The organism is Enterococcus sp. GPZ-007 (assembly GCF_059374735.1).
Genome location: NZ_JCAFYN010000001.1, coordinates 244,739 through 261,480, shown reverse-complemented (window position 1 = coordinate 261,480; position 16,742 = coordinate 244,739). Strand labels below are relative to the sequence as shown.

Sequence of the window (16,742 nt, the reverse complement as noted above, 5' to 3'; positions counted from 1 at the left end):
AAACTACGTTAAGCAGAACTAGCATATCGGCAATAAGCAAAAATATTTCGAAATTTGAGAAGCACCAAGTAGGTACCAATCAACATCGATTCCTACGATCATCGTGTTTCTTGGCAATTTAGAAATATTTTGGTCTTATTGCTGTGAGACACAGCGATCGGTCTTTGGAGCTGATGTGGAACAGTACCTACTTGGTGCTCAAAAGCTGAGCGAGTTCGTGAAGCCTTTCTTATTTATTCCAATGCGTGATTGACATCTTCCAACATCATCTTAACAGATTCTAGTCCGCCGCCACTTAAGTACCAAACATCTGGCTGCAGCGAAATGACTTTTTTATTTGTGCCGGCAGTTGTTTGAGCGACTAGTTCATTGTCAGCGACATTATTATTGCTGTCATCACCGCCGATGGCTTTGGTCCGGTCGATGACGAAAAGAACATCAGGATTTTTGTCCAGAACATATTCATAAGAGACGCTTTGACCATGAGTAGATGCCTTAATGGAATCATCCGTTTCGGCAAAGCCGAAGGTATCATAAATGATCCCGAAGCGAGACCCTTTGCCGTAAGTGGACAGTTGTCCTTCATTCACCAGCACAGTCAAGGCTTTGTCCTTACTTTCCTCAGCTTTTGCTTTGGTTTCTTGGATGCTGGTTTCAAGTTCAGCCAACTGTTTTTTCGCAACTGATTCTTTGCCGAAGATTTGTCCCAACGTCTTAACGTTTTGTTTGATGGAATTCCATGTATCGGATGGATCAACGGCTAGATACATTGTTGGAGCAATCTGTTTCAGTTGATCTAAGAAATCACTTTGGCGGCCAGAGATAATGATCAGATCGGGTTTCATTTGATTGATTTTTTCTAGGTCGGGCTCCTTGATCCCACCGGCAGAATCTACTGTTTTGTAATCTTTCAGGTAAGCCGGCAGGTTATCAGTGGCAGCACCCACGACTTTAGCGCCGACTCCTAAAGCATCCAAGGTATCCAGTGAACCGTTATCGAAAACGACAACTTTCTCAGGTTTTTTGGGAACGGTCACCTTGCCGTTCGAATCATTCACCTCAAGCGTTTTTTCCGCTTTGGCTGTGGTGCTTGTCGCGGCTTTGCCTGTTGAATCACTCGTTCCTTCGCTGTTCGCTGAGCTGCAACCAGCCAATCCTAGACCTAGCAATACCAGTGATAAACCAACAATATATTTTTTCATTCCTTGTTTCCTCCTAAATGTATAATTAAAGAGCTCATTTTTAATGAGTCTAAATCCTTTTTTCAATTGAAATACATACAAAAACGTTTGCCGTCTAATTCGCAGATTTTGATCTCCATTTCGTATAACGCATTCAAAATATGCGGCTGGATCATTTCTTCCATCGTGCCGTGAGCGAAAATCTCACCGTCCTTCATCGCAACGATCTCATCGGCGTAAGTCGCCGCGAAGTTGATGTCATGAATGACCAGCAGAATTGTCTTATGTTCTTCTTCGACCAAGCGCCGTAAAGTTTTCATCAGCTGGACGGCATGATTCATGTCTAAGTTGTTCAGCGGCTCATCCAATAAAATGTATTCGGTATCCTGTGCTAAGATCATTGCGATATACGCCCGCTGTAACTGTCCGCCGGATAAAGTATCAATCATTTCTTCTGCCATTTCGACCAACCCAAGTTTTTCTAAAGCATAGTCGATCCTTTGTTGATCTTCATTGGTTAAACGACCTTTTGAATATGGAAAGCGACCAAAACTTACAAGTTCCCGCACCGTAATTCGCAGATTGACTCCGTTACTTTGCTTTAAAATCGACAGTTTTTTCGAGAGCTCATTGGAGCGCCAGGCCTTGACCTCATTGTGATCGAGGTAGATCTGTCCGGCATCGATGGAGATCAAGCGGCTGATCAGCGACAGCAGGGTGCTTTTACCAGCGCCGTTGGGTCCGATAAATGCGGTCAGTTTCTTTTCCGAGACGGGCAAGCATACCTCGGAAATGACTTTTTTGGTCCCATAGTTTTTCGAGACTGCTTTAAGATCAATCATTTTGACTGTCTCCTCTCATAAATGATTTTCCCAATAAAGTACAACCCGCCGATGAATTGTGTCACGACGCTGACAGTTGTCTTTAATTGGAAAACCTGTTCAACCAAAAATTGGCTGCCAACTAAAAAAATGGTCCCCAATAAAATGGCGGTAGGGAATAAGTAGCTGTGGCGGTAAGTCGGCATCAGCTGATAACTGATGTTTGCGACAATAAACCCCAAAAATGTAATCGGTCCGACTAATGCGGTTGCTGTTCCTGTTAAGAGGCTGACCAAAAACAAGATCAGAATCTGAAATTTATTTAGTGAAATGCCTAAGTTCGTCGCTTGGTCGCCGCCTAAATGCAGGACGTCTAGATAACGGTTAGTAATAAATAAGACAAAAGACCCCAGCAGAATGATTCCAGCAGCAATGCCTAAATGCGTAGTATTGATATTCCCAAAGCTGGCAAAAAGCCGTCCTTGAAGCAAATCGTATTCATTAGGGTCCATCATTACCTGCAGGAAATTACTTGTGCTGCTGAATAGGGTCCCGAAGATCATTCCCAGCATCAGCAGAATAAATAAGTCATTTTGCTGCCGCTTCAGCAAAAGCTTGGCTAGAAGCAGACTCAGCAGTGCCATTAAAAGAATACTGGTCAAAAAAGTAGCCGTTTGCTCCTGTGACAACATTTTGACACCTCCGACGATAAAAAACAGCAGGGTTTGGATCAAAACATATAAAGAATCCAAGCCAAGAATATTAGGTGTCAAAAATTGGTTTTGTGTTAAGGTTTGAAAACTGACGGTCGCCATTCCTGTTGCCAATGCTACTAGCAAAAAGGCCGCAATCTTTTTGCCTCGCAACAGCCAAGCGAATTGAAAGTTTCCATAAGTGTTATAGGTCAAGTAAAGCCCGCAAAGGAGAATTGCAATGATCGTAAGGACGATCAGAAGCAGCCCTTTTTTTGGCAGAGAAAAATTCATACGCGTTTCCTCCTAACCAGCAGGTAAATAAAAATCAAACTGCCTAAAATACCTACAGTCAAACTGACTGGCACTTCATAGGGCGCGATGATGACGCGTGAAAGAATATCACAGGCCATTAAAAATAGACTGCCGCTCAATGCGGTAATCCATAGATTCTGCTTCACATGATCGCCGTAAATCAGCGAAACGATATTTGGTACGATTACGCCTAAAAAAGGAACTGTCCCCACCATGATCAAAACCAGTCCGCTGGCGGCAGCAACTAAGCCGATGCCAAGCATCTGAGTCAGTCGATAATTAACACCTAGATTGACTGCGACATCTTCACCTAACCCCACGATTGTGAAGAAATAGGCAAAAAAATAAATCATAAAAAATAATGGAATCGTCAGATAGAGCAGCTCATAGCTTCCTTTCGTCACTAACGAAAAATTTCCTTGCAGCCAAGAAGACATATTCTGAATCAATTGAAATTGATAGGCAAAAAAGGTAGCAACAGAACCGACAATATTACCGAACATCACGCCTAGCAACGGTAGAAAAATCGGATCTTTTGTTGGAAGCAGTCGGCTAAGCCCTAAAAAGATCAGCGTTCCCAGAAAGGCAAAAACAAATGCCGCAAGTGTTCGAATGGTCGTCGAGGCATTAGGTAAGAAGAGCATAACGAGTAAAATTCCTAACCGAGCGCTATCCATTGTGCCAGCAGTTGTTGGTGAAACAAATTTATTTTGTGTTAGATGCTGCATGATCAGACCACAGATACTCATCGTTGCGCCAGCTAAAATCAAGCTGACTGTACGCGGTATACGTGTGGTAAAGTATCAACCATTGCTCTGAATCTCCCTGAAACAAAGCGTGCAACATCAAATCCTTTACTCCGATAAAAATAGAGAGAGCGCTTAACAAAAATAAAACAAGAACAATTCCTTTTTTTCTCAAAGACTCACTCCTCAGATAATTGATAATGATTCTCATTCTCTCTGGAAGTAAAGTTTAGGTGAAAAGCAAAACAAATGCAAGTTATTTTTAAAACATCATTTTCTATAATAGTGACACTATTAAGTAGAAATACTGTTAGTTGTCTTTCCTATCATGAGGTCTGTGTCATGGAACGTCCTTTAAAATAATTGTGCATAGCTGAATTTATTAGACACAAAAAGACTGAGAAAAAATTTCCCAGTCCTTAGGTATTGTTTATTTTTCTTTTCTAAAGGTAACGAGGATCGCGCTTCTTGTCGCGATAACGTTCGGCATATAAGAATGTGTCACTAATTCCCAGCCTTCTTTTGCCCGACTGTTGACCAAATCATCCAAATGACCTAAATCCTCGGTACTGGCACTATCCTTAAACCATTTTACTGATGTTTCCAACACTTCGCTTTTGTAAGTCCACATGTCTAACTCCTCCTACTACAATATATTTATAGGTTATAAGGCACTACTAATCTCATTAGTAATCCCTTTGATCTATCATGTTGCTTAAGCTGTTAGAATGAGAGGGCAATGGTCGGGCATACTCCTCCTTGGACTTTTAGCGTCCGTAAAATAGTCTGCCAACCAGCTGCTCATTCACAGCGTTCGTTTTATGCAGGTTGAACTGCTGTTTCCCAGTACGTTCGTGTCACACCCCAGTAGATTGAATCGGCAATGTGCTTTTACGCTGGCTTTCCATTGCGACAAATCTGAAGGAGCTGATTATCTTGAACGCAGTAGGTATTGATGTTGCTAAAGGGAAAAGTGTTGTTTCGATTCTTCGACCTTTTGGTGAAGTAATCTCTAGTCCATTTGAACTCTGCCATACATCTAGTGCCATCGATGATTTCGTTTATTCGCTTTCTCAACTTGAAGGAGAAGTCAAAATCGTCATGGAGTACACAGGACGTTATCATGAACCTGTTGCTCATTGGCTTTCTGATGCAGGGTTTTATGTCAGTATGGTCAATCCAAAACTCATTAAAGATTTTGGAAACAATTCCCTTCGCAAAGTGAAATCAGATAAAAAGGATGCCGTTAAAATCGCTCGTTACGCCCTTGACAACTGGAATGAGCTGCGACAGTATAACCTTATGGACAAGACAAGAGATCAACTAAAAACCATGAACCGACAGTTTGATTTTTATATGAAACATAAGACCGCTCTTAAAAATAATCTCATTGCTCTTTTGGATCAAACGTTTCCTGGAGCGAATACTTTTTTCACCAGTCCTGTTCGAAAAGATGGCAGCCAGAAATGGGTTGATTTTGTCACCTCTTTTTGGCACGTTGATTGTGTTCGAAAGGTTTCTTTGAGCGTGTTCACTGAACGTTATCAAAAATTCTGTGTGCGTAAAGGTTACGACTTTCACCCAGACAAACCAGCGCAAATTTTCGAAGCCTCTAAAGAGTTGATTGCCCTTTTACCTAAAGACCAAATGACCAAAAACTTGATGATACAAGCAATCAAACAGTTAAACACCCTTTCTAGGACCATTGAGCAGTTACGCCTACAGATGGATCAGACAGCTGCACAATTGCCAGAGTATCCTGTGGTCATGGCGATGAAAGGTGTAGGTCCTTCACTAGGTCCACAGCTCATGGCAGAGATTGGCGATATTCGCCGCTTTTCACACCGAAGTGCTTTAACTGCTTTTGCCGGGGTTGATCCAGGTGTCAATCAATCCAGCACCTATAATCAGAAAAGCGTACGGACTTCTAAACGCGGCTCTGCTCAACTGCGTAAATCACTGTTTCAAGTAATGGATGTTTTAGTAAAAACATCACCTGAAAATGATCCAGTTTACGCATTTCTTTCTAAGAAACGAGCAGAGGGAAAACCGTACTATGTTTACATGACTGCTGGTGCGAATAAGTTTTTGCGTATTTATTACGGTCGAGTAAAAGAATATCTGGCATCTCTTCCAGAAGAGGAATGATTTTTATTTTTGAACATAAGTTGAAACCAGCGATTATCGGTGGTTCTATTTGTCATGCGTTCAATCCAGAAAAATCTTTTTCCATTTTTTTGCTTGACTTTTTATTTGCAGGCTTTTTTTATTATTATAAGCTTGGAAAAAAGGAAAAGACGTCATTCGAAATGATTGTTTCGAAAAATGGTCCAGACTTGTGGATTCATGGCTTCTTAGGAGTAATCAGAAACTATAGTTTCAAGGAATTTAGTCCTCTCTGTCAGCCAACATCTGTTTATAGGTCGCTTGTTTATCCTCTAAGAAAGCCAGATGTTCATCAATTTTTCTTCTTTCTGACAGCAGCCGATTTCTTTGGGTCGCCAAAAGCTTCATGCGCTTTTCGATCGTTTGATCACCTTGGCTGCGAAGCTTCGAATATTTTTTGATTGATTCAAGATCCATACCCGTTTGCTTCAAGCGTTGAATGAAACGCAGCCACTCAATATCCGCTTCGCTATATTCACGATAGCCGCTTTTATTTTTCGCGGGAGCACTGATTCCCAGTTCTTCATAATAACGCAGAGTGGGAATGCTAGAACCCAGTATTTCAGAAACTTCACTAATTTTATACATTGTATTTCTCCTCATCCAAAAAATTGGAAAGATATCCTTGCTATCAAGTCCACTTGATAGTTTATAGTACTTTACCATAAAGGAGGCAGGAGCTGCTATGAGTGATAAAAGATTGGAACAAGGAATCAAGAATTTGAAGAAGATTGATGGTGAGGCTGGGGAACGAGTGATCGAGAACCTCGAGACTATCGCACCAGATGTTGGGCGCTATATCCTAGAGTTTGCGTTTGGCGATATCTATAATAACGATAGGTTGTCTTTTCGTGAACGGGAGATTATTACGATTACCAGTTTATTGACGCAAGGAGACACGAAAAATCAATTAATGGTTCATATCCATGGTTCGTTGAACGTGGGAATCACGGAAGAAGAGATTATCGAGATCTTTACCCACTGCATTCCCTATGTTGGATTTCCGCGAGTTTTGAATGCAATCACAAGCGCTAAAGAGGTATTCGACGCTAGAAATAAGGATTCTTTATCGTTATAAGTATTAAATTTTCACAAACTATTGACATTTCCCTGCTAATTTAGGTAACGTAAGAAGAGAAGTATGAATGCGTTATCAAGAAGGAGGAAGAATGCTCTATGTTTGATTTGAATGGAAAAGTTGCAGTAGTAACAGGTGCAAGCAGCGGTTTAGGTCGTGATGCGGCAATTGCGTATGCCGAAGCAGGTGCCGATCTCGTTTTGTTGGCTAGACGTTTGGAACGTTTAGAGGAATTGGCGGAGGATATCAAGGAAATGGGTCGTGATGTCTTGGCGATCAAAATGGATGTCACGAATGAAGAGAATGTCAAAGCGGGTATCCAGCAAGCCTATGATCATTTTGGACATCTGGATATTTTGCTAAATAATGCCGGAATTGCAGTCCGCGGCGGGGTTGACTCCTTGACAGTGGAAGACTTTGACAAGTCGATGGATGTTAATGTGAAGGGGATTTTCTTAGTCAGCAAGTATGTGGTGAAGCACATGATAGACAACAAGTATGGCAGAATCGTCAATGTTGCTTCGATCAATGCGGTCATGGCAGATAAAGACGATATGTTTATTCGCCACTCCTACAATGCCAGTAAAGCAGCGGTTCTAGGCTTAACCAAAGGGATGGCGGCTAGCTACGGAAAATACAATATTACGACAAATGCGATCGGGCCAGGGCTGTTCGAGTCTGAAATGACAGAAGATACGCTATTTAAATCAGAAGCTTTCTTAAATCTATATCAAGGCTTGAACCCGATGAGCCGTCCAGGCAAGCGTGGAGAGTTAAATGGTACGATCCTTTATTTCTCTAGTGATGCATCAAGCTATACGAATGGGCAATTCATCATCGTTGATGGCGGGATGTCGATCGTCTAAGCAGACATTTTGAAGCACTTTCTCATTATGAGAAGGTGCTTTTTTGAGTTATAGGAACTGAAATTTATAAATAACCTCCTACTTTATCATTATGTTTGCTAAAATTAATAAGCATACATAATAAATGGCATATTCATCTGCGAGAAAATTGAAGCAGAATAGGGGGATAAAAATGAAGAATTGTCTAAATTGCGGGCATGAGAATTTGGCGGATGCCCGCTTTTGTGAGGAATGTGGACAGCCGTTTAAAAAAGAAGCTGAAGAAATATCTGTTGATGCTGAGGGAGAGGGCGGAGATTTCTGTTCAAATTGCGGAGAAGCAGTTTCGGTGGATGCCGATTTTTGTCCAAACTGCGGACACCAACTTAAAACAATTGTAAGACCAGCAACTAAAGTGAGGAAACCATTATCAAAGAGGCAAAAAATCGGAATCACCGCAGGAATCGCGGCAGTAGTGCTGTTGATCGGCGGTTTTATGTTTGGCCGTTATTATTACAGTTATCCTCAGCAGTTGAGTCGTTTTGCGCAGATTTTCAAAACACAAGATTCTGAGAAAATCGCGGAGGTCGTTGTTTCAGAAGATCCGAACTACAAAATATCGGCAGCGAAAATGGAAAAATTTATCAGCTATTATCAAGAGAGTAATCATAAAGCCGACTTTGCTGATTTTCTAAGGGATTTAAAGAATAATCCGGGACAGTTGGAGGATTTTTCGGTTCATCGAAAGGGAAAGTATCTGGGAATATTTCCACGTTACCAGCTGGTAATCCAGCCGGTCTATATAACGGTTATGACAGATCAGGCCGACATGCAGCTGTCGTTAGATGATAAAAAATTGGCGACATCCAAAGGCAGCAACTATCAGACGACTTGGGGGCCGCTGACACCGGGCAGCTATAAGATTGAAGGAAATTTGGATAGCGAAAAATCTACATCTACTCAAGCTTTGATCCGCTATCATAATCCTGATTTTGAGACAGACAGTCATATCGCCATCAATCTGCACAAGATTTCCTTTAAGGTCACGTCGAATATCGACGGAGCCAAGGTGCTGCTGAATGACAAGGAAGTCGGAACGATCCAAAATGGGCAAGCGGAGATCAAGGATGTGGTCTGGCATCAGGGGATGGAGGTGCAAACTTCCTTTAAAACGGGGAATGATCAGCTGAAAAGTGATACTTATCGGATCGCTGCTAGTGAATTTTTAGCAGCCGATTACGACGTGGATAGTTATGCTTCAGAGATCAATCTAGATTTTGACAATGTCCAATCCAAAACAGATGTACAAAATTTCCTGGATAATTTGTACAGCGACCTTTCAGGCTATACTTCGAAGTACAGTGATTTCGGTGCGTCTGAAAAAAGCGAATTAGCAGAATATTTCGTGAACGGCTTGAGTAACGGGGATGAAAAAGACTTCGAGAAGTTTATCAACGACATTCGGACGGGGGATAAAAAATCACGGGTCGATGCGAAGGCTAAAGTAGAAGCTGTCAGCATGACTGGTAAGGATGTGTATACCGTTCAATACTTGATTTATTACGATACCATCTTCACCGACGATACGGATGATATAAACCAAGTTTTTCGTTATAAGAAGGCTACTTTGCGCTATAACGAGGACGAAGCCAAATTCCAAATCGACAATCTCGGCGGAGTGGAGAACTTTGAGACCGTGGATAGCGGCGGAGTATAAGAAGCGGCATGTGAACCCAACAGTCAACGAGACACTTTCCAGATTGGAAGGTGTCTTTTGTTTATGATCTACTTAAAAGTTTCATTCACAAAAAAGTAACAAGCTCCGTGCTTTTTACCTAGCGTTGCTTTAGACTGAAAGAAGAGAGGTGAGTACATGATGGAGTGGCAATATCTTTTTCGTCCCCATATTATTGAACGGGGTTATGACTATTTTTTGGCGGACGCAGTCGATGATTTTGAGGTTCATGAAGGCATGGTTAACGCGATTGTCGAGGGCACCGACGATTATGCAGTAACGATCGAATTTTCGCAGGAAAAAATTACTTCCTTGTATTGTGATTGTCCTTATGCAGCTGATGGGAATCATTGTAAACATATGGCGGCTGTTTTATTTGAGTGCAATGAACAGGAATTTTTTCAAGAGCAAGACTCAATGAACAGTCCTGCTGCCTCAAGCGATCTTGGCGAACTGGTGATGACAATCGATGAAGCAAAGCTCCGTGCCTTTTTATTAACGGCTCTAACAAATGATGATAAGCTAGCCCATCGTTTTACTCGTGAATTTTCCATCAGCGATCCAAAGAAAGAAGTTCGATCCCTCATTGGTCGAATTGACGATACGTTTGATCGTCATGGAGATCGACAGGGATTCATTGATTATAATGCAGCTTTTGATTTCGGTCATGCTCTGCTTACATTCTTATACGAAGAGGTTGATCCGATTATTGCTGACGGCGATTATATGTTGGCTTTTGAAATACTTGGTCATCTGGTGAATCAGATCAATATGGTGGAGATGGATGATTCTGGCGGCCAAATCACGATGATCTTGTCAGAATGCTATGAGCGCTGGCAGGAGATTTTGGAGCATGCTGAAGTAAATGAAAAGAAAAAGATGTTTGAGTGGTTTACTGAACAGCTTGATAGCCAGGATTACGAGTACTCCGACGACTATATTGAGGAAAGTATCAAAGAAGGTTTTCCAGAAGTTGAGTTTAACGAGATCAAATTGAACTTGGCGGAGAAGAAAATTCGGCAAGCAGAAATGTTGGAAGGGTGGCAGCGAGAGTTTCGTTTAGCCGAATGGGCGGTCTTTTTAATTGATGCGATGGAGCGCTCAGGAAAATCAGAGAACGAGATAAATGAAATATATCAGCGCTATTGGACTATCAGCAGTGTACGAAAAAAATATATTGAAGGGGCGATAGCAAAAAAAGATTATACAGTAGCGATTGAAGTTTTGCAGGAAAGTCTGGAGTTAGACCGTTCTCATAGAGGTCTAGTTAGCGAATATAGTCATCTTTTAAAAACAATTTATAAAACTATGGGACAAAAAGATCGCTATGTAGAGCAATTATGGCAACTCTTACTCGTCGATGACCAAGGGAATATAGAAATCTATCGTGAGTTAAAAGCAACAATGAATAAAGCCGATTGGTCTAATGCTGTTCAACGAATTTATTCTACACTAGCAGGAAAAGACTTCATGGACAATTTGTATTTAGAGGAAGAACGATACGATCTCTTAATGGACTATGTTGAGAATTCTAATGAATTGTATGCAGCAAGAAGGTACTTTGATCAACTAAAAGAAGAATATCCGAAAAGATTGGTAAAAAAATATGAAACAGCGCTATGCCAAATGGCTGCTCCTGTTTCAAATCGAAAAAAGTATTACACCATCGCCAATCTTATGAAGGATATGCTGAAGATACCTGGCGGAACAATTGCTGGACGGTTATTAATCCAAGATTTCAAGACGATGTATCCAAGAAGAACTGCTATGGTGGATGAGCTAAGCAAGGTGGAACGTTTATTTTTATAATAGTTAGATCAATCAAATAATCGGTAAGGATAGCTGAACAAACAAAAACGCAGGTCAAACCTCGATTATGAGAGGTGTACCTGCGTTTTTAAGTTCATATTTAAGCGATGCAATTTAAAAACATTTCGAACACGGTGTCAACCCGCGAGCTTGAGCTTCCTCCAAGGTCGCTGGGGAATACGTGCCGTTGCCGCATTTATGAGTATGATACTTGCTGCCGGTTGGAGTGACGTAGACTGTTTGTCCTTGAGCAGGTTCAGCGGCTTGCTGAGCCTGCGCTTCCTGCTGAGCACGAGCTGCTGCTTCAGCCTCGGCTTGGGCTTGCTGTTGTGCTTGTTCTGTAGCCGCAGCTTCTTGGGCAAGGCGCTGCTCCTCCGCTTTTTTAGCCGCGGCCGCTTCATCTGCGATTCGTTTTTCTTCGGCTTTTCTAGCTGCCTCGGCTTGCTCCTCCGCCCGCTTTTCTTCGGCTTCTCTTGCTTCTTGTTCTTTTTGTAGCCGTTCTTCTTCGGCTGCCTTGGCTTCTAATTCTTTTTCAAGTGCTTTCACATGTGCAGTGACAGCCGCTTGACTATAGCCTTTATCTGTCTGCGCATAATTTTCGATGCTCCAAATATTGAGCTTTTGTTCTTTGGCTTTTTGTTCTGCTTTTTTAATTTGGTCCAAGTATTTCGTATTTTTTCCTTTGGTGCTGCGAACCATTCCTAAGCCTTCATCGGCAAGTGTTTCCTGAACGAGCTTGCCATCCACCCAGACATAAACCAATTCGCGTTTTTTACTGTCGCGCTTCTTACCTTTGTCGTATTCGATCTGGATCTTTTTGGCATCTTTAAGGAGTTCTTTTGTCCGTGCTTTCGCTTCTTTTGCGTAAGGACTCTCTTTTTTTAGTTCAGGTGTGTCGATCAGTAAATACTTTGCTGTAACATTCTTACCATTTTTCAATTTGAACCGGGTTGTATCGCCATTAATATACTTTTTGACTTTGACAGTTACTTTTTTGTTGGCTGTTCGTTTGATCTTTACCTTTTTTTCAGTCTTTGTTTTCGCTGCTTCTACTTGATAATATTGTGTTGGAGTAGAAAATAGAAAACTAAATAATAATGCGAATGTAACCCCAAGCTTGACCCCCATCTGCTTCTTCATTTGTTGCCCTCCTTCTATCCATTAATAGGAAAATAAATTATTTGAGAATATATGTGTACTTAAATAATACTATATTTCTAAACATTTTTGATCATTATTAAATAAAGTAATAATCAAATAAAATTTTTTAGTGCAAAAGAACCTAGATGAATCGTTGTTTGAGGTCTTAATAGTGTTATTTCTAGCATCAATTAGTTGTATCTCTAAAAAACAAATAGTTAGATTGCTAATTATTAGGATACGAATGTTTTTAATTGACAAACTTTTTGACGGCGTGTATATTCTTTTCGAACAGTTAGATATCTAATTTTCAGCGAAGGAGGAATTCTTCTGGATAGAATGGTCGTTTCAAATTTGATGCGTTCAATTATGAATAAGTCCCGTGAATCGATGGAGCAACGTGTCAAAGATATGGATATCAGTTCTCAGCAGGGACGGATGATCTCCTATATCGCCCAAAACGAAGACAAGGGCTTGATTCAAAAAGACTTAGCCGAAGTATTTCAGCGCCGCGGCGCAAGCATCACGAGTATGCTGCAGGGATTAGAAAAAAAGGGTTACATCGAACGTCGAATCCCAGAAGACAACGAGCGGCAAAAAAACATTTACGCACTGCCTAAGGGAAAAGCGTTAGTCGATGAAACTAATGAAGCCTTTTACGCAGCGGAAAAAGAATTGGTCCACGCGTTGACGGAAGAGGAAGTCCAACAATTGACGGAGCTGTTAAGAAAAATCGATCACAGCCTCTAATTAACAAGCAGCGACTAACTGCTTGCAGCTGAATAGTTAGAAATCTAACAATTAAAAATCTAATAGAAGAAGGAATTATCATGGAAGAATTTGACGTTAATGAATCAAACATTTACTACTTAAAAGAAAGTCCGATCCGTAAAGCCATCGTACATCTGTCGATCCCGATGATGGTAGGTATCTCGGCTACGACGGTCTACAATTTGATCAATGCCTATTTTATCGGCTTGATCCACGATACAAATATGATGTCCGCGATTACTTTGGCGATGCCGATCACGATCATTTTGATGGCTGTCGGGAATATGTTTGGGGTTGGCGGAGGAACTTTTATTACGCGCCTGCTTGGTAGCGGCGATACCCAAAAAGGTCGGAAAGTTGCTGGTTATTCCTTCTATACAAGCATTATTCTTGGCGTGATTATCGGAATCGCAGCGATCATCTTTATGAATCCTTTTGTTCATTTACTTGGGGCAGATAGCCAAACGATCCTTTATACTAAGCAATATTCAACGATACTATTTGCTGGTGGTTTTGCCTTTGTCTTGAACTTTGCTTTGGAGCAATTGGTTCGTTCAGAAGGGGCTTCAAAGGAATCAATGTATGGAATGTTTATCAGTGTAGCCGTTAGTATCGCGCTAGATGCATTATTGATTTTAGTCTTTAACATGCATGTGATCGGAGCCGGTATTTCAACGGTATTGGCAAACTTGGCTTCAACGGCTTACTATGTCTGGTTCTTAGAAAATAAAAGTGAATCCTTGAAGGGCTTTTTGAAGCATTTCAAGATTTCAATCAAAGATCAATTGGAGATTTACAAAATCGGTGTTTCTGAATTATTCAAATCGGCTTTTATGATCGTGACAACACTGCTATTGAACAATTTTTCTGTACAGTACGGCGACAATGTTGTAGCCAGCTTTGGTATCGCGGTTCGAATTACTCAACTACCTGAGTTTTTGACGATGGGTTTGTTTTTAGGAGCAATGCCGTTATTCGCCTACAGCTTCTCTGCACACAACACGAAGCGTTTAAAAGAAGCCTTGAAGGAAGTTTCTCTGTGGATCGGCGGTATCTCGATCATTTTTGCTCTAGCTGTTTACCTGTTTCGAGTACCTGTGTTAGGTCTATTCACTAGTGACCCTCGGGTGATCCAAGTAGGCCTAACAATCCTGGCTGCACAATTGGTTTCTTCCGTCTTTAATGGTTTTTCCGGTTTATTCACTGGAATCTTCCAAGCTTCTGGTTTCGGTGCGCAGACGGGCGTCATGTCAACGATCCAAGGAACCTTCTTCATCCCGGTCGTCTTGCTGCTGCATCATTTTTACGGCTTGAATGGTTTGATTTGGTCTATGACAATTACAGAAGGGATAACCTTCGTTGCTGGTGTGATCATGATGATTCCTTACTTAAACAAACTAAGTAAAAATGAATTACCAGCGATGCAAGAACGATAAAAGTCTTGATAGAAGAAATATGTAAAAAGGATCAATCATTTGGTCCTTTTTTGTTGTCAAAAATATTTTTTTTACTAAAAAGATAGAGTTATTTTAAGCCGTTTCATGGATTATAATATAAGAGGAGTTAGTTTTTAAAACAATAAAATGGAAACGTATTCTTAGGAGGAGAAACTTTATGAAATCACAATCATTGTCGCAAGTTCAGCTTTTTGTCACTAAACGACCTCGGTTAGAAAAGAACATCGAAAAAATTTACGCAGATTCACAGGATACGGACACTGTTATTCAGTATGTGGCTGCTGTGCTGATTCGACATGCGTTGTGCATTTCTGATTTCTCTTTATTTTGTCAGGATCTTGTTAAAGAGATCCTTTTATTTGCCGAGCCGACAGAGGTGCTGCAGAAGCTGGCGCCATTGTTTCGTGACTATTTTGAGAACGGCAAGGAATGGGAACAGGTTACTCACCGGCTTTATAAGAAATCCAAGATATATCACCGTTATAACAATCGGGTTAGCGAGTGTAAGAAATATTTGTTTGCCAAGACAACGCCGGTTGAGGAATTGAATGGGCAACAGTATAAACTTGTTTCGACCTTTGAGGATGCTGTGGGGAAAATCCATACCTGGAGTATGCGAGATGCTGATCCGAATGCCTCAGCCATGAAGATCAGTGCTGTTTTAGAATTAATGTCTTCATTGACTATTTTTGAAAAGGATGGAATCCGGCGTTTTGTTCAGCTGGAGAACTCTGAGATCCACAACTGCACGCGCTATATCAAGATCAAAAAAGGCGAGATCGTAGAGGAGTCTGGCCCGATTTTGACCAGTCAAGAAGTGGTAGGAGCTGTGGATGATTCTGCCATGCAGTTAAGCTCAGAGATCGCTTCATTAAGCGAAGAAGAAAGATTAGCATTAGTGGAAATGCTTTTGCCGGAAGGAGTCGTCTTAGCTGATACCCGTTTGACTGAACCGGCGATTATCATGTCAGAAAAAGAAGCGAGCAATGAAGGGTCAATTGCATCTAAAAGCGCTGTCGCTGCATCACAAGAAACTGTACCAACTGAAGGAAAGGAGACTCCCACTATCAAAGAAACACCAAACGCAGTCGAGACGCCTGCTGCTGAGAAAACGCCTACGCAATCCGATCACAAAAAGTCTAATAGTGAGAAACAAGAAGTAGTAGAGGAAAAACAAGAACCGCAGAAAAAGAAGAAAAAGGGGGAGAAAGGAAAAAATAATTCGAAAAAAGGGAAAGGGAAAGATCGTAAGCGTAGACGGAGAAAGTAATTAAGTAATCGAGCTAAGCAAAATCACTGTTATTGTGCAGCTTTATTTGTTGTGGGCAAATGGTTCCTTAGAGCTATACGGGATACCGCTTGAATAGCTGAACGACCATACATTTCTATTGGTTGGTGTATGGTTGTTTGGCTTTTTTACGTGTAACTATTTGGTGTAATCTGTCGACCACTGAAAGCCTAAAATTCCTGTAGTTACGACAGCATGTAAAAATTATTGAGATAAAAAGGTTTCTGCTTGAAACAGCTGTTATGTTTGCTTAATAATCTCAAAACAAAAACTGAGGTCGACAGAAAAGGACTACTAGAACCTAGTGGTAACAGGTATAATTTAGGGTGGGAATCTAAATCTAAAAGAGTGGAATGTAAATTACCATGCGGCAGCAGAATGCATTGATTGGGATTTAGTCTAAATCTAAAAATAGTGGAGTGCAAAATCGTCAAACAGACACCCAGAAGCAGCACACTTTCTCATTCAACCACCTCAAAGCACTTTCCTTCACTGGAAGGTGTTTTTCTTTCGCCTTCATTCATTTATTTCTAAACTCCGCAACTTTCATCCGAAACCAACAAGATCTTTGCTAAAATTAACAGTAACAGAATTATATTTAATGAGGATGCCAGTCCAGCTTTCAGCAGTGTACTCGAGGCTAGGCCAAAAAACTAGTTCGTGAATAATACTAGGGAACTAGTTGGCTGTTTTACGCC

The 16,742-nt window shown here is 41.1% G+C and carries 14 protein-coding genes and 1 pseudogene; 8 read left to right on the top strand and 7 right to left on the bottom strand.

What is annotated here, in order from left to right; genetic code table 11:
* Positions 1–233: 233 nt before the first annotated feature.
* The 5 genes and pseudogenes from AC4J95_RS01235 to AC4J95_RS01215 all read right to left on the bottom strand — a co-directional run bounded on the left by AC4J95_RS01235 (position 234) and on the right by AC4J95_RS01215 (position 4,386).
* The gene (locus AC4J95_RS01235; RefSeq protein ID WP_494548276.1) at positions 234–1,202 is read right to left on the bottom strand and encodes a siderophore ABC transporter substrate-binding protein; all 969 of its coding nucleotides are present in this window, start codon (positions 1,200–1,202) and stop codon (positions 234–236) included.
* A 62-nt stretch (positions 1,203–1,264) separates the two neighbouring features.
* Entirely contained in the window at positions 1,265–2,023 is a 759-nt protein-coding gene (locus AC4J95_RS01230; RefSeq protein WP_494548275.1) for an iron ABC transporter ATP-binding protein, read from the bottom strand.
* A complete protein-coding gene (locus AC4J95_RS01225; RefSeq protein WP_494548274.1) occupies positions 2,020–2,988 on the bottom strand; it encodes an iron chelate uptake ABC transporter family permease subunit in 969 nt (322 codons plus the stop codon). Before AC4J95_RS01225 ends, AC4J95_RS01230 begins: the two co-directional genes overlap by 4 nt.
* A pseudogene (gene fitA, locus AC4J95_RS01220) lies at positions 2,985–3,930 on the bottom strand (iron chelate ABC transporter permease FitA). Before fitA ends, AC4J95_RS01225 begins: the two are co-directional and overlap by 4 nt.
* A gap of 255 nt (positions 3,931–4,185) precedes the next feature.
* Positions 4,186–4,386: a DUF4177 domain-containing protein gene (locus AC4J95_RS01215; protein WP_494548273.1), complete on the bottom strand. Its 201-nt coding sequence runs from the start codon at positions 4,384–4,386 to the stop codon at positions 4,186–4,188.
* Between the two features lie 305 nt (positions 4,387–4,691).
* Here AC4J95_RS01215 and AC4J95_RS01210 point away from each other — a divergent pair, with 305 nt between their 5' ends.
* Complete coding sequence (locus tag AC4J95_RS01210) at positions 4,692–5,903, top strand: IS110 family RNA-guided transposase (RefSeq protein ID WP_494548272.1); 1,212 nt, start codon at positions 4,692–4,694, stop codon at positions 5,901–5,903.
* A 240-nt stretch (positions 5,904–6,143) separates the two neighbouring features.
* On the opposite strand, the gene AC4J95_RS01205 is transcribed toward AC4J95_RS01210, so the two are convergent.
* Positions 6,144–6,509 carry a MerR family transcriptional regulator gene (locus AC4J95_RS01205; RefSeq protein ID WP_494548271.1) on the bottom strand — a complete coding sequence of 122 codons (366 nt, stop codon included), beginning with the start codon at positions 6,507–6,509 and terminating at the stop codon, positions 6,144–6,146.
* 97 nt (positions 6,510–6,606) lie between these two features.
* On the opposite strand from AC4J95_RS01205, the gene AC4J95_RS01200 reads away from it, so the two are divergent.
* The 4 genes from AC4J95_RS01200 to AC4J95_RS01185 all read left to right on the top strand — a co-directional run bounded on the left by AC4J95_RS01200 (position 6,607) and on the right by AC4J95_RS01185 (position 11,388).
* Positions 6,607–6,999, top strand: coding sequence for a carboxymuconolactone decarboxylase family protein (locus tag AC4J95_RS01200; RefSeq protein WP_494548270.1), 393 nt, complete (start codon positions 6,607–6,609; stop codon positions 6,997–6,999).
* 98 nt (positions 7,000–7,097) lie between these two features.
* A complete protein-coding gene (locus AC4J95_RS01195) occupies positions 7,098–7,865 on the top strand; it encodes an SDR family NAD(P)-dependent oxidoreductase (RefSeq protein WP_494548269.1) in 768 nt (255 codons plus the stop codon).
* Positions 7,866–8,037: 172 nt separating this feature from the next.
* Positions 8,038–9,561, top strand: a complete 1,524-nt coding sequence (locus tag AC4J95_RS01190; RefSeq protein WP_494548268.1) for a zinc ribbon domain-containing protein — start codon at positions 8,038–8,040, stop codon at positions 9,559–9,561.
* A gap of 156 nt (positions 9,562–9,717) precedes the next feature.
* Complete coding sequence (locus tag AC4J95_RS01185) at positions 9,718–11,388, top strand: SWIM zinc finger family protein (RefSeq protein WP_494548267.1); 1,671 nt, start codon at positions 9,718–9,720, stop codon at positions 11,386–11,388.
* 114 nt (positions 11,389–11,502) lie between these two features.
* Here AC4J95_RS01185 and AC4J95_RS01180 read toward each other — a convergent pair whose 3' ends face one another.
* Positions 11,503–12,528 (bottom strand): thermonuclease family protein, encoded by a 1,026-nt coding sequence (locus AC4J95_RS01180; protein WP_494548266.1) that lies wholly within the window; start codon positions 12,526–12,528, stop codon positions 11,503–11,505.
* 330 nt (positions 12,529–12,858) lie between these two features.
* Here AC4J95_RS01180 and AC4J95_RS01175 point away from each other — a divergent pair, with 330 nt between their 5' ends.
* From AC4J95_RS01175 to AC4J95_RS01165, 3 genes are all read left to right on the top strand, one after another.
* Entirely contained in the window at positions 12,859–13,278 is a 420-nt protein-coding gene (locus AC4J95_RS01175) for a MarR family winged helix-turn-helix transcriptional regulator (protein ID WP_494548352.1), read from the top strand.
* An 80-nt stretch (positions 13,279–13,358) separates the two neighbouring features.
* Entirely contained in the window at positions 13,359–14,735 is a 1,377-nt protein-coding gene (locus AC4J95_RS01170; RefSeq protein ID WP_494548265.1) for an MATE family efflux transporter, read from the top strand.
* Positions 14,736–14,913: 178 nt separating this feature from the next.
* Complete coding sequence (locus AC4J95_RS01165; protein WP_494548264.1) at positions 14,914–16,026, top strand: glycosyltransferase family 1 protein; 1,113 nt, start codon at positions 14,914–14,916, stop codon at positions 16,024–16,026.
* The last annotated feature ends 716 nt before the right edge of the window (positions 16,027–16,742 follow it).

Excerpts from the sequence above, each read along its gene's own strand:
- AC4J95_RS01235 (WP_494548276.1), bottom strand. The coding sequence starts at position 1,202 with ATGAAAAAATATATTGTTGGTTTATCACTGGTATTGCTAGGTCTAGGA.
- AC4J95_RS01230 (WP_494548275.1), bottom strand. The coding sequence starts at position 2,023 with ATGATTGATCTTAAAGCAGTCTCGAAAAACTATGGGACCAAAAAAGTC.
- AC4J95_RS01225 (WP_494548274.1), bottom strand. The coding sequence starts at position 2,988 with ATGAATTTTTCTCTGCCAAAAAAAGGGCTGCTTCTGATCGTCCTTACG.
- AC4J95_RS01215 (WP_494548273.1), bottom strand. The coding sequence starts at position 4,386 with ATGTGGACTTACAAAAGCGAAGTGTTGGAAACATCAGTAAAATGGTTT.
- AC4J95_RS01205 (WP_494548271.1), bottom strand. The coding sequence starts at position 6,509 with ATGTATAAAATTAGTGAAGTTTCTGAAATACTGGGTTCTAGCATTCCC.
- AC4J95_RS01200 (WP_494548270.1), top strand. The coding sequence starts at position 6,607 with ATGAGTGATAAAAGATTGGAACAAGGAATCAAGAATTTGAAGAAGATT.
- AC4J95_RS01195 (WP_494548269.1), top strand. The coding sequence starts at position 7,098 with ATGTTTGATTTGAATGGAAAAGTTGCAGTAGTAACAGGTGCAAGCAGC.
- AC4J95_RS01190 (WP_494548268.1), top strand. The coding sequence starts at position 8,038 with ATGAAGAATTGTCTAAATTGCGGGCATGAGAATTTGGCGGATGCCCGC.
- AC4J95_RS01185 (WP_494548267.1), top strand. The coding sequence starts at position 9,718 with ATGATGGAGTGGCAATATCTTTTTCGTCCCCATATTATTGAACGGGGT.
- AC4J95_RS01180 (WP_494548266.1), bottom strand. The coding sequence starts at position 12,528 with ATGAAGAAGCAGATGGGGGTCAAGCTTGGGGTTACATTCGCATTATTA.
- AC4J95_RS01170 (WP_494548265.1), top strand. The coding sequence starts at position 13,359 with ATGGAAGAATTTGACGTTAATGAATCAAACATTTACTACTTAAAAGAA.
- AC4J95_RS01165 (WP_494548264.1), top strand. The coding sequence starts at position 14,914 with ATGAAATCACAATCATTGTCGCAAGTTCAGCTTTTTGTCACTAAACGA.